Source organism: Pseudomonas japonica (genome assembly GCF_013522925.1).
Taxonomy (GTDB): domain Bacteria; phylum Pseudomonadota; class Gammaproteobacteria; order Pseudomonadales; family Pseudomonadaceae; genus Aquipseudomonas; species Aquipseudomonas japonica_A.
Genome location: NZ_JAAMQU010000007.1, coordinates 1 through 12596, shown reverse-complemented (window position 1 = coordinate 12596; position 12596 = coordinate 1). Strand labels below are relative to the sequence as shown.

Annotated in this window: 11 protein-coding genes and 1 pseudogene; 5 read left to right on the top strand and 7 right to left on the bottom strand. The window is 62.9% G+C overall.

Translation table 11 applies throughout. The features are described 5' to 3' along the window. Positions 1-43 precede the first annotated feature (43 nt). Positions 44-400 (top strand): annotated as a pseudogene (locus G7016_RS12580) (glyoxalase superfamily protein); the annotation flags it as partial. Positions 401-434: 34 nt separating this feature from the next. On the opposite strand, the gene G7016_RS12575 reads toward G7016_RS12580, so the two are convergent. From G7016_RS12575 to G7016_RS12565, 3 genes are all read right to left on the bottom strand, one after another. Continuing rightward, positions 435-1202: a DeoR/GlpR family DNA-binding transcription regulator gene (locus G7016_RS12575; protein ID WP_219854440.1), complete on the bottom strand. Its 768-nt coding sequence runs from the start codon at positions 1200-1202 to the stop codon at positions 435-437. A gap of 121 nt (positions 1203-1323) precedes the next feature. Further along, positions 1324-2670, bottom strand: coding sequence for a GntT/GntP/DsdX family permease (locus G7016_RS12570; RefSeq protein WP_181114623.1), 1347 nt, complete (start codon positions 2668-2670; stop codon positions 1324-1326). Between the two features lie 57 nt (positions 2671-2727). Beyond that, positions 2728-4101 (bottom strand): homoserine dehydrogenase, encoded by a 1374-nt coding sequence (locus G7016_RS12565; protein ID WP_181114621.1) that lies wholly within the window; start codon positions 4099-4101, stop codon positions 2728-2730. A 243-nt stretch (positions 4102-4344) separates the two neighbouring features. Here G7016_RS12565 and otnK point away from each other — a divergent pair, with 243 nt between their 5' ends. Further along, complete coding sequence (gene otnK / locus G7016_RS12560) at positions 4345-5631, top strand: 3-oxo-tetronate kinase (protein WP_181114618.1); 1287 nt, start codon at positions 4345-4347, stop codon at positions 5629-5631. Next, on the top strand, positions 5628-6266 hold the full coding sequence (gene otnC / locus G7016_RS12555) for a 3-oxo-tetronate 4-phosphate decarboxylase (RefSeq protein WP_181114615.1): 639 nt from the start codon (positions 5628-5630) through the stop codon (positions 6264-6266). The genes otnK and otnC overlap by 4 nt, the downstream gene beginning before the upstream one ends. Positions 6267-6285: 19 nt before the next feature. Here otnC and G7016_RS12550 read toward each other — a convergent pair whose 3' ends face one another. After that, on the bottom strand, positions 6286-8268 hold the full coding sequence (locus tag G7016_RS12550) for a M10 family metallopeptidase C-terminal domain-containing protein (protein WP_181114612.1): 1983 nt from the start codon (positions 8266-8268) through the stop codon (positions 6286-6288). Positions 8269-8483: 215 nt separating this feature from the next. Here G7016_RS12550 and G7016_RS12545 point away from each other — a divergent pair, with 215 nt between their 5' ends. Then, positions 8484-9425 (top strand): LysR family transcriptional regulator, encoded by a 942-nt coding sequence (locus G7016_RS12545; RefSeq protein WP_308812163.1) that lies wholly within the window; start codon positions 8484-8486, stop codon positions 9423-9425. A 71-nt stretch (positions 9426-9496) separates the two neighbouring features. Here the strand turns inward: G7016_RS12545 and G7016_RS12540 are convergent, their stop codons facing one another. Together G7016_RS12540 and G7016_RS12535 are read right to left on the bottom strand one after the other, a co-directional pair. Next, a complete protein-coding gene (locus G7016_RS12540; protein ID WP_181114609.1) occupies positions 9497-10504 on the bottom strand; it encodes a zinc-binding alcohol dehydrogenase family protein in 1008 nt (335 codons plus the stop codon). A 116-nt stretch (positions 10505-10620) separates the two neighbouring features. Further along, positions 10621-11664: a DUF1615 domain-containing protein gene (locus tag G7016_RS12535; RefSeq protein ID WP_181115183.1), complete on the bottom strand. Its 1044-nt coding sequence runs from the start codon at positions 11662-11664 to the stop codon at positions 10621-10623. Positions 11665-11828: 164 nt separating this feature from the next. Between G7016_RS12535 and G7016_RS12530 the strand changes: the two genes are divergently transcribed. Then, on the top strand, positions 11829-12338 hold the full coding sequence (locus tag G7016_RS12530) for a GNAT family N-acetyltransferase (protein ID WP_181114607.1): 510 nt from the start codon (positions 11829-11831) through the stop codon (positions 12336-12338). Between the two features lie 76 nt (positions 12339-12414). Here G7016_RS12530 and G7016_RS12525 read toward each other — a convergent pair. After that, on the bottom strand, positions 12415-12596 hold a 182-nt coding region (locus tag G7016_RS12525; protein ID WP_258195172.1), incomplete at its 5' end, for a flagellin.

Here is a 12596-nt window from a genome sequence, read left to right as displayed (position 1 = left end):
GCAATACTGCTTGCCCCGAGCCCGCCAGGATAGCCAGCACATGATCACATTCAAAAATCCCATTCCTATTTTTCGCATGTTCGACGAAGCGAAGGCGCGGGAATTCTATCTGGGTTTCCTGGGGTTCGCGGTCGAGTTCGAGCATCGATTCGAATCAGGCCTGCCCTTGTACCTGGGCTTGCGCCGGGGTGACTTGCAACTGCACCTTTCCGAACACCATGGCGACGCGACCCCAGGCTCGACGCTGTTTGTGCCGATGACTGGAATCGAAGCGCTTCGCGATGAATTACACGATAAACACTACGGCTTCAGCCGCCCGGGTATCGTCGAGCAGGGGTGGGGGAAGGTGCTGGAAGTGTATGACCCGTTCGGTAACCGAATCCGGTTTTGCGAGGGCTGATCACCGTCGCATGCGGCCGGTGATTTGCCGCGAGTCAGCCAGGCACATCACCTTGTGCCTCCACCGGCTCGGTGAGCTCCAGCTCCAACCCTAGCCCGCGGATACCCAAGGCGGCTGCTTCGGCCAGGGCGGTGTCGGTGATGATCAGGTCGAAGCTGTCCAAGGGGGCGATCTTGAAGGTGCCAAACGTTCCGTATTTGGAGCTGGTAGCGATCAACACGGTTTGAGCGGCTGACTCCAGTGCGGCTTGTTTGACTTCCACCTTGGACGCCGAGGGGGTGGTGATGCCGCGCTTGAGGTCCCAGGAACTGGTGGAGATGAACGCAATATCGGTGGCCACGCGCCGAAGGGTCGCGGCGGCGAGCGGCCCCACGCTGGAGCGGTTGGGATGGTCCAGCTGGCCGCCGGTATGGATCACTTCCACCTCGGTTGCATCAGCCAGCGCCTGCACGATGGTGAAGTCGTTGGTCACAACGGTCATGCCACGGTGCTGGCGGATGTACGGCACCAGAGAAAGTGTGGTGGTACCGGCGTCCAGGTACACCGTCATGTCAGGGTGCAGCAACGCGGCCGCCCGTTGCGCCATGCCTTGCTTTTCAGGCAGTTCCGCCACGGCCTTGAGCTGATGGCTGGGCTCGCTGCCCACCTGGCTGGCGATGCGCACGCCGCCCGGCACCGAATACGCCAGCCCGTCACGCTCCAGAATCGCGATGTCCCGGCGGATGGTCATGTGTGAGCACTGAAACATCTCGGTGAGCTGGTGCACGCTCAATACCTGATGGCGGCGCAATTGCCGCCACATCAGCTCTCGGCGCTGGTCGGGGATGATGGGGGCGCCGTTGCTCACTGCGCTTTCGTCTTTATTCGGCACGTGCCGCGGCTCCAGATCGGCCACCCCGGAAAGCGGGGCGCGGCCAATGATATCAACGAATCACCGCTTCGATCAGTAGTACGCCCATCAGGCCGATCACTGATTGCAGAGAAAGCATCAAGGTCCAGGTGCGGAAGGTCTGGGCGACGCTCAGCTGGAAATACTCCTTGAACAGCCAGAACCCCGAATCGTTGACGTGGGACAACATCACCGCGCCCGAGGCGGTCGCCAGCACCAGCAATTCGGGGGACAGTTCCGGATGTGCCAGGGCCAGCGGGGCGACAATGCCGGTTGCCGCGACGGTGGCCACGGTGGCCGAGCCCACGCAGATCCGTAGCAGCGCGGCGATGCCCCAGGCCAGTATCAACGGATTCACCGGCCACCCCGAAGCGTGGTGAGTGATCAGCTGGTCCAGCTCGATGGAAGTGAGCATCTGCTTGAAACCGCCGCCGGCGCCAAGGATCAGCAGGATGGCTCCCAACGGCGCCAGGCCCTTGTTGGCCATCTTGCCCACTTGGCCTACGTTGAAACCCGAGCGCAGGCCGAGGGCGAAGAAGGCGAAGATCACCGCCGCCAGCAGTGACAGGATCGGGTTGTTCAGCGAACCGAAGAAGGCGTAGGCGCCGGTGCCCTTCGCGGTATACGCCATGCCCAGCGTGCCGATCAGCATCAGGCCCGGTGGCAGCAAGACCGAGATGATCGACAAGGGCAGGGAGACTGGCCGCGGCTGGCTGTCCTCAGTGGCGCCGACCGGCCCGGCGGAGAGGTCCGGAGCGGGGCCGAACCAGCGGCTGATGGCCTTGGTGAACAGCGGGCCGCAAATGATTGCGGTGGGCACGGCAATCAGCAGGCCGTAGAAGATGGTGAGGCCGGTATTGGCATGAAACGCTGCGACCGCCAACGTAGGGGCAGGGTGCGGCGGCAGCAGCCCATGAGACACATACAGCCCGGCCGCCAACGGCAGGCCGATATACAGCAGGTGCGTGTGGGTGCGCTTGGCCACCGTATACACCAACGGCGCCAGCATGATGAAGCTGACATCGAACAGGTGCGGCATGCCGATCAACAGCGCGGCGGCGCAGACCGCCCAGGGCGCGTACTGCACCGGCCGCTGGCCGATAAAGGCATTGGCGATGCGGTCAGCCCCGCCCGAACCGAGCAAGATGCCCCCGAGCAGGGTACCCAGTCCGATCACGGGGCCGGTTTTGCTCAAGGCGCTACCGAAGCCTTTGGCGAAGCTTTCCACAGTTTCGTTGGCGCCCACGCCCGCCACCATCCCCAGCCCCAACGCCGACAGCGTGAGGGCCAGGAAAGGGTTGAGCTTGAGCTGGGTAATCAGCAGGATCAAAACCACGATGGCCCCGGAGGCCATCAACAGGGTAAGCAGTTCACTGGTCATAATTATTATGGAACTCTGCGCGTGGAAGTAGGCGCCTCGACTGGCGCCCGTGGATGATCAATGGCTGGGGAACCCTTGCGCCCAGGCTGCGGCCAGGTCTGCGTCGTACTGCTCCAGGTCATCGAGGCGTAGCAGTTCGCCCGCGGCGATGGCGCGCCGGGTGGTGGCATGGGCGGCCAGGTACAGCGGCGCGATATCCGTCGGTGCCTCGGTACCTTTGAGCAACACCGCCTGAACGCCGGTGACGTCGTGGTGATGGCCGCCCATGGCGAGCTGGGTGCCTGCCGGAATGTCCGCCGTGGCACGTCCGGCCAGCACCGCGCATTGGGTCGGCTTGTCGCTGCCAGAGGCGCGGCCGTGCAGTACGGCATTAAGCAGGCTGATAGGCGTTTCCACGCCCATGAAGTGGTACGGCAGGTAAAGGCAGGCGTAGCGGCGGTTGCGGCTTACCACATGGCCTTTTTGCGCCAGCAGCTCCCAGGTAGGCGCGTCATGGGTGCGCACCACCACGAACACGCCGCCGGCGAAGCTGGCTTCGTCTGGCAGGCGTAGCACGTTGAACACTTCGATCACGCCGCTGCGGCCCAACACACCGCCGTCTTCGCGAAGGGCATAGATATCAGCCAGCTCAGCAGTACGGGCGATGGGGTAGTGAAGCAGCTCCACATCAGGCACTAAGCCGGTATTGGTCGCGACCACCGACATTTCGCAGTAATCGGCAGTTGCGCTGGTCTTCAGCCCGTCGAGGACTTCGCGGCGCGCCTTGAGGGTGGCGCGGATGTCATCGCCCAGTTGCAGCAACCCGGCCATGGCCGGTGCCGCGATGGTGGTGTCCAGCTGCGTGATGGTGCCCTGCCGCGGGTCGAATACCAGGTCGTATTCACTGGATTTGCCCGCGGCAACGATATCCAGGCCCAGCGTGCGCGCCCAGCTTACCCAGCCGATCAGGTTGGCCGGCTGGTCGCCATCCGCCGTGGTGTACACCACCTTGTGCCGCGCGGCCAGGCGGGAAAGGGCAACCCCTGCCACCGAGTCCACTTCCTTGCTCACCATGGCCACATGGCGGCCGGCCTGCAAGGCGATGCGTGCCACACGATGTCCGATGGCCGGATTGCCCGTGGCTTCCACCAGGATGTCGTAGCGCTCGGCCGCCAGCAAAGCAACGTCGGCGACCAAGACGATCACATCGTCAGGTGCCTGCGCGACGGCTTCGACGTTCGCGCATTCGATCAATTGCCCGGCCGGGTAGCCCAGCTCCAGGCACAGTGCGCGCAGGCCGGCCACATCCAGGTCGCAGAGAATCGCCGGGAACAGCTTGGGCATCAGCCGAGTCTGGGCAAGAAGGGTGCGGGAGAAGCCTCCCTTGGCACCGGTCAGTGCGTAACGCACCGTGGTGTCCGCTTGGTCGGCGAACAGCAGTTCAAAGTTCATGGTCGTCCTCACATTGCTTTTGTTCTGCGGACCCAGGTCACTCGGCTAGCGATCGGGTGGCGTGCCTTACCTTAGAGAGCTATTAACACCCAAGTCAAATAATTTCACACTGATTCACATATCAGGTTAGGATTCACCCATAGATTGGCGCGCAGCGCCGGATTGGACTATCAATGATGTTAGTTTTTGTGAATGTGCTGGTAATGCGGTATTCGCCGGCCTGACAGCGCTTATGGAGACCCAATGAACCCTGCCCGCCCGCTGCTGGGGTGTATCGCCGACGATTTCACCGGCGCCACCGACCTTGCCAACATTCTGGTGCGCAATGGCATGCGCACCGTGCAAACCATCGGCATTCCCGATGCGGCCACCGCGGCCGACCTCACCGCGGACGCCATCGTGGTGGCCTTGAAGTCTCGAACCATCGCCCCCGCCGACGCGGTGCGCGAATCCCTCGCCGCGTTGGCCTGGCTGAAAGCACAGGGCTGCGAGCAGTTCTTTTTCAAGTACTGTTCAACCTTCGATTCGACGCCCAAGGGCAACATCGGCCCGGTAACCGAAGCGCTGCAGGCGGCGCTGGGCGTACCTCTCACCATCGCTTGCCCAGCATTCCCGGAAGCGGGCAGAACCTTGTTCCGTGGCCATCTGTTCGTGAACGACGGCCTGCTCAACGAATCGGGCATGGAGCACCATCCGTTGACGCCGATGACCGACGCCAACCTGGTGCGGGTGCTGCAAAGCCAGAGCCAGAACAAGGTGGGCTTGCTGCGCTACGACCAGGTAGCTGCCGGCCCTGAAGCGACCCGCGCGCGATTGGTCGCCTTGCGTGAGCAAGGAGTGGGAATCGCCATTGCGGATGCCGTTTCGGATGAAGACCTGCAAACCCTGGGCGCCGCTTGCGCGGACCTGCCACTGATCACTGGCGGATCCGGAGTGGCCCAGGGGCTGCCGGGCAATTTCCGCAAGCGGGGGTTGCTGGTTGAAGGCAACGCTTCGTCACTACCCGTTATCGACGGGCCCGCAGTCGTGCTGGCCGGCAGTGCTTCGCGCGCGACCAATGGCCAAGTGGGCGCCTGGCTGGAAGCGGGGCGCCCCGGCTACAGGATTGACCCGCTGCGCCTGGCCAAGGGCGAAGCCGTGGTGGAGGAGGCCTTGGCGTTCTCTGATCGGGCCGGGCCGGTATTGATCTATGCCACCAGCGAGCCCGCTACGGTGAAAGCGGTGCAAGCGGAGTTGGGCGTGGAGCGCGCGGGGGCCCTGGTCGAGGAAGCCCTCGGTACTCTGGCCAAAAAACTCTACGAGCGTGGCACCCGCCGCTTTGTGGTCGCCGGTGGCGAAACCTCGGGTGCCGTGGTTCAAGCGCTAGGCATTACCGCGCTGCGCATCGGTGGCCAGATCGACCCTGGCGTGCCGGTAACGGTGGCCTTGGGCCTGGCCGAGCCGCTGGGGCTTACCCTTAAATCTGGCAACTTTGGCAGCGTGGATTTCTTCACCAAAGCCCTGCTTCGGCTCGCGGGGGACTGGCAATGAGCCGTGAAGCCTCGCTACGTGAAGAAATCTGCACCGTGGGGCATAGCCTGTATGGCCGCGGCTACACAGTGGGTTCCGCCGGCAATATCAGCGCCCGGCTCGACGACGGCTGGCTGATCACGCCCACCGACGCCTGCCTCGGCCGGCTGGACCCCTCGGCCATTGCCAAGGTAAATCAGGCGGGGGAGTGGGTATCGGGTGACAAGCCTTCCAAAACCCTGGCGTTGCACCGGCAGGTCTATGACCGCAATCCTGGAGTCGGAGGCGTGGTGCATACCCATTCCACCCACTTGGTGGCCTTGACCTTGGCCGGCGTATGGCAGCAGGACGATATCCTGCCGCCGCTCACGCCTTATCAAGTGATGAAGGTGGGGCATATTCCGCTTATCGATTATCAACGGCCGGGCTCGCCCGCCGTGGCTCAGCGCGTGGCGGAACTGGCCAATGCGGTACGCGGCGTAATGCTCGAACGGCTAGGCCCGGTGGTCTGGGAAAGTTCGGTGAGCAAGGCCAGTTATGCGCTGGAGGAGCTGGAGGAAACCGCCCGGCTGTGGTTGATGACCCAGCCCCGCCCGGCACCGCTAAGCCGGGAAGCGCTGGATGAGTTGGAGGCAGTGTTCGGCGCGCGCTGGTAACCGCGCGCGCCAGGCTCGGTCAGCTCACATGCTCAGCTACAGGCGTGCCCAGCAATGCCACCGACGTGTCGGTGGTCGGCGCGCTGAAAATCACATCTGCGGCCGCCAGGTCGGCATGGTTACCGGTCAGGGACACTTCAAAGCGGTGGCCGTTGGCGGTGGCATCCAGGCTTTTAAGGTAGGTACGGCTGCCATCGCCGCTTAACTGCACCTTGAGCGTGCCGTCGTGGCCGTCGCCCAGGCCAATGAAGCCCAGCGTGGAAACGTCCAGCCTGTCGGTGCCGGATACAAAGTCTGTAATCAGGTCGCTGAAGACGGTGGTGTCGGTACGATAGCTGTCGTCCACGTTGGCAAACCGGAACACGTCGTCACCGCTGCCGCCGGTAAGGTTGTCTCGGCCGGCTCCGCCTACCAGCACATCATCGCCGAAACCGCCGTTCAGCGTGTCATTACCCTTCAGCCCATTCAGCACCTCGGTGGCTGCGGTGCCAGTCAGCGTGTTGGCGCTCGCCGTGCCGTTGAGGGTAAGGGCGGAAAACAGCACATTGCTTGTGGTCAGCAAACCTTCGTACAGCCCGTTCAAGGTAAGTTCGAAGCGGTTGCCATCGGCGTCGGCGTCATAGCTTTTGAGGTAGGTGCGCTCGCTGTTTTCGTTCTCCACCACCGCCAAGGTGCCGCCGCGGCCATTGCCAAACCCGGTGAAACCAAGGGCCGCCAGGTCGATACGGTCCTGGTTGGCGTTGAAGTCCAGGATCAAGTCGCTGTGGGAGCGGTAGCTGTCGCTGATATCGGTGTAGCGGATCACGTCGGCGCCGCTTCCGGTACTGATGCTGTCGGCGCCAGCGCCGCCGTCGATGAGGTCCTTGCCTGCGTTGGCAGAGATATTATCTCGAACGTCACTGCCAATGATCACGTCGTTGCCGTTCGTACCGATCACGGTTTCGAAGCCATTGAGGAGGGTACCGAAGCCGCGGTCCAGGCTGCCGTCCGCGTTCAGCCTTACCACCCCGTAGTCACCATCGGTGCCGCCGCCCAGCAGGATCTTGCCGTCACTTTGCACCGCAACGGAACGCACGCTGTCGTCCTCCAGGCCCACCGCGAACGCGGCCTTGCCGTCACTGCTGAAGGTGGTGTCGAGGCTGCCGTTGGCGTTCAGGCGAACAACGCTGAAGTCGCGGTTGAAGTCACCGGTGTCGCTGGAGCCGGCCAGCAGCAGCTTGCCGTCTGGCTGCACGGTAACGGTGTAAGCCCAGTCGATGCCCGAGCCCACGCTATAGCTCACGTGGCCGTTGCTGCCGAAGGTGGTGTCCAGGCTCCCGTCGGGGTTGTAGCGGTACAGCCCGAACTTGTCGTTGTCCATGCCTGGCACCAGGATCTTGCCGTCGGCCTGCACGTTCATGGGGAAGTCAAAGGAACCGGTGGTTGAGGTGGGGCCGGTAAACTCGAGCACGCCGGTGCCATGGAAGGTGGTATCGGGTGAGCCATCGGCATTGAGCCGCGCCACGGTGTAGGTGCCGCCGTCGCGCCCGGAAATCAGTATCTTGCCGTCGCTGAGCACGGTGGTGCCGGTGTCGGTGTAGCTCACTTCGCCGCTTACCTGGGCCGCGCCGTTGCTGCCGAACGAGGTGTCCAGGGTGCCGTCGTTGTTGTAGCGGGTCACTTCAAGGCCCAGGTCCATGCCGTCTGCGGTCACATGCGTGACGAGGAGCTTGCCGTTGTTCTGCACGGCCATGCTGTACTCGTCACCCAGCATGATCTGCTCGGCAATCACCTGCTTGCCGTCGTCGCCAAAGGTAGTGTCCAGGGTGCCGTTGGGGTTCAGCCGGGTAACCGCGTATTGATAGAACTCACCGAAGTTATGGGTGAAGCCTGCGACCCATATCTTGCCGTCCGCCTGTACCGCGACGGTTCGGCCGGGGTCGTTTTCGTTGGCGATGTCTATCTGGGTGTTGCCAGTGGCGGAGCGGATCACCCGCACGCCGTCGGAGCTTGTGGTAGTCATGTCATACAGTCCTTTGCCCGAATTGGGGGCCGCGTCGACCGCCGGAAGGCACTGCATTGGTGTTGCGGTGCATCCAAAGTAGCTTGAATTGGCCGAACCGCCAGCGAAGCGGCGCAACGCAGCAGGCGGCGGGGCTTTGGGGCAATGGTCGTGCGTATGGCCGTTTATCCGCTAGCTGGGCAAGGCGCGCGTTTCCCCTTACGCTGCAACGCCTCGTGCCCGATCAGCTTGCCGTGAACGTGAAGAAAATAATCCGCATCGATGACCTGCAGGTGTTTGCGACGACCGCCGAGGCGGGTAGCTTTTCGGCGGCGGCGCGCTTGCTGGATATCTCCCCGGCCTTGGCAAGTGGTGCTGTCCAGCGACTTGAGGCTTGCCTGGGAGTGAGGTTGTTCGTGCGCTCCACCCGTCGGCTGCGGTTATCCGACGATGGCCAGCGCTATCTGCCCCATGCCCGTTCGGCGTTGGAAACCCTGGAAAATGGAGAGCTTGCCCTTACGCTGGGGCGCGACGAGATCTCCGGCACACTGCGCCTGTCGATGCCCTCCGATATCGGGCGCAACCTGCTGTTGCCATGGCTGGACGAATTCCAGCGGCTGCACCCCGGCGTACTGCTGCACTTGCAGGTAAGTGATCAGGTGGCCGACCTGTTTGGGGAGCACCTGGACGCCAGCATTCGCTATGGCCAGTTGGCCGACTCCAGCCTGGTGTCGCTGGCATTGGCGCCTTTCAACAGGCGAACCCTGTGCGCATCGCCAGCCTACATTGCGCGGCATGGGCTACCCGCAACGCCAGAGGCGTTGAGCGAGCACAATTGCCTGCGCTATGTGATGGGCGAGCAGACATTCGAACGCTGGAGCTTTCACACGCCGGTTGGGGTAAAGACCGTTCAGATCAGTGGCGATCGCATCAGCGACGATGCCGATATCGTTCGGCGCTGGGCCGTCGCCGGCTTCGGGATAGCCTACAAGTCCGGGCTCGATGTGAGGGATGACGTGCGCAGCGGCCGACTGGTCGAGATCTTCCCGCCGGATTACGGCCAACCCGCGCCCTTGCAACTGGTATGCCCGCACCGCGCGTCACTCAGGCCGGCGGTGCAAGCGTTGCGGGCGTTTCTGGCGGGGCAGTTCGAACGCTATGTTGCGCAGGGCACGTAGGAGCCGGGGCCCGGCCTTCCGGCACAGCCGGCGAACCCAGGCGCAGCGCGAGTTCGCTGGAGCCGTTCCAATCAGAACCCTTCGAGCACGATCTTGCCCTTGGCCTTGCCGCTTTCGATCAATGCATGGGCACGCTTGAGGTTATCGGCGTTGATGGCGCCGAAATGCTCGCCCAGAGTGGTCCTGATAACGCCTGTGTCCACCAGATTGGAAATGCGCTCCAGCAACTCATGCTGCTTGATCATGTCCTCGGTGTGGTACAGCGAGCGGGTGAACATCAGCTCCCAATGTACCGAAAGGGATTTGCGCTTGAAGGGCATCACGTCCAGTTGGGCCGGGTCGTCGATCAGCGCCAGCTTGCCTTGAGGGCGCAGCACGTCAACGATCTGCACGGCGTAGGTGTCGGTGTGGGTGAGGCTGATCACATAGTCCACCGAGCCCTGGCCAATCGCGTCCAGTTGAGGCGCCAGCGCAGCCGAGTGATCGATCACATGATGGGCACCCAGTTCGGTTACCCACTGTTGTGTCTGCGGCCGTGAGGCCGTGCCAATGACCGTGAGGCCAGTGAGCTTGCGCGCCAGTTGCACAAGGATCGAGCCCACGCCGCCGGCCGCGCCGATGATCAGCAGGCTTTTGCCCTGGCCGCCGTTTTCTTCGATGCCGAGGCGATCGAACAGCAGCTCCCAGGCGGTGATGGACGTCAGCGGCAACGCCACAGCGCTGGCGTTGTCCAGGGTGCGCGGCTTGTGGCCAACGATGCGTTCGTCCACCAAGTGAAATTGGCTGTAGCTGCCCGGGCGATCGATTGCACCGGCGTAGAACACTTCATCGCCGGGCTGGAATAGCGAAACGCCTTCGCCGACTTCGCGCACGATGCCTACCGTGTCCCAACCCAATACCTGCGGTTGTTCGCCGCCGCTGCGTGCTCGCACCTTGGTATCGACCGGGTTGACCGCGATGGCTTTTACTTCTACCAGCAGGTCACGGGCGCCGGGCACAGGCTTGGGCAGGTCCATTTCGAAAAGGGACTCGGGATGTTCGATCGGCAAGGCCGGTTGCTTGAAAACAATGGCTTTCATCTGTAGCTGTCCTGATGAGTGTTGACCTGAAGTCAGGCTAGCGTCGTAATCCGTTTGGAAAAACCCGGCGCTTGCGGGAATACTTTCGCCGTTTCGTTGAAAATAAACGGCCGGTCTTATTCTCGCGCCACGCAGCGCGCGCGGCGCTCGTCCACGCGCTTGGCAAACCAGGCCGTGGTCAGATGCCGGGTGATCTTCGGGCTTTCCAGCGTGATCCCGGGGAGCACTGCCCGTGGCACAGGTCGGCCCGCCACCTGGTCGGCCAAGTCGAACACCCGCCGATAAACGCCTGTGTCTTCGAAGCCTTGTTCGGAGCCCGATTCCAGTGCCCGGCGAATGGCGCTGTCGCTCATGTTCAGGCGTGAACCCAGCGAGCGCACGGCCAATTCCGTCTGCCCAGGGGTGGAGGAGCCGTAGTCGATCAAGTCGCCGTCGAGCGTCAGCCGCGCTTTCACCAAGCGGTTAAGAGCAGCCTGGAAGGCCGCGTTACGGCTGGCATAGTGGCCGGCGTTAAAGTCGGCGAAGCGGTACAAGGGCTCTGGGTAGTTGACGGGGTAGCCCAACAAGTGCGCCGTGCCGAAATACACGCCGCCGCGGCGGCTGAACACTTCCTGGCGAATGGAGCCCTGGCGTGGGTACGGGTAGTCCCGGGCGTGCTGCTCGGCAAATGCGACCGCCACTTGCATTGGGCCGGCGGTGTGCACGGGGTTGAGCGTCCCGAACAATTGCTGCCCCAGCGGCACCATGCCGATGAAATCTTCGAAGGCCTCGCTCAACTCGCGCTCCGTGCGCGCGCCCGCAATGCGCTTGGCATAGGTATCACCCGTGGGCGACTTGATAGCCAGCGCGGCATCCACCAGAAAACCCGGAACATGCAGGCGCCCGGCACGGCGGTCGATTTCTTCCCGGGCGATACGGCCCAGGCCCGGTACCTGCGGGTCTACCTGGAAGTTGGATTCCTGTTCGATCACCGCAATCACCGAGCACAGGTTCTGCGCCGTAGGTTCGAGCCCCTGGGTGTCGAACGCCGTTTGAATGTCCGTCGCCCAGCCTTGGCGATTGCCGACCGAAGGCGGCAGCAAGCGCTCCAGGGTACTGCGTACCTGCTCGGGTGTCGGGGCGGAGGGTTGTGGTTGGTGGGTACAGGCTGCCAGCGCCATCACCAGCGTCGACAGCGCAATCCGTTTCAATACGTTCAATCAGACATCTCCCTGCGATGGCAGGCAGCATACAGGCTGAGCGTTGCTGGAGCATTGATCGGCGCAAGCGCAGCCGCCACTATCCGCCTTCCGGGCATGGCCCTTCGCGGATGGATGCGTCGTACATGGAAGGATTCGTTATTCGCCAATTGGTGGCCACCGATGCCGAAGCGTTACTGGCCTTCGAGCTGGAGAACCGTGAATGGTTCGAAACCCACATCGAGGCGCGGCCACCGGCGTTCTATTGCCTGAAAGGTGTAGCCGTGCAGATCGATGCGTACCTCTCAGGGCTGGCCGCCGGTACCTGGCACCCGTTTGTAATAGAAGAGGCGAGCGGGCTGATCGTGGGCCGCGCCAACCTCAAAGACATCGACCTTTCTGCGAAGCGCGCGGAGGTGGGCTATCGGATTGCCCGAAGCGTATGCGGGCAAGGGCTGGCGACCCGGGCCCTTGAACACCTGATAGAACAGGCGCGCATACGCTGGGGCCTGAGGCAGCTTGTGGCGTATGTGTATGAGGCGAATGCCGGCTCGAAGAAGGTGCTTGGCCGGTGTGGCTTCAGGCCGGACCCACTGGCTGACAACTCCATCAGTGAGGTAGAGCGCCGCTATACCCGCTGGATGGACGGTGCTTGAGCATTGTGGGATGACCCGATCACAAACGAAAAAGCCCCGCTCGAAAGCGGGGCTCATCGTTAACCAGCGGCCGATATTACTGAAGCAGCTTCAGAACAGCGGACGGGATCTGGTTGGCCTGGGACAGGATCGCGGTGGAAGCCTGTTGCAGGGTTTGTTGCTTGGTCAGCTCAGCGGTTTCAGCGGCGAAGTCTACGTCCTGAATGGTCGAACGAGAGGCGGTAGCGTTCTCGATGATGTTGCTGATGTTGCTGATGG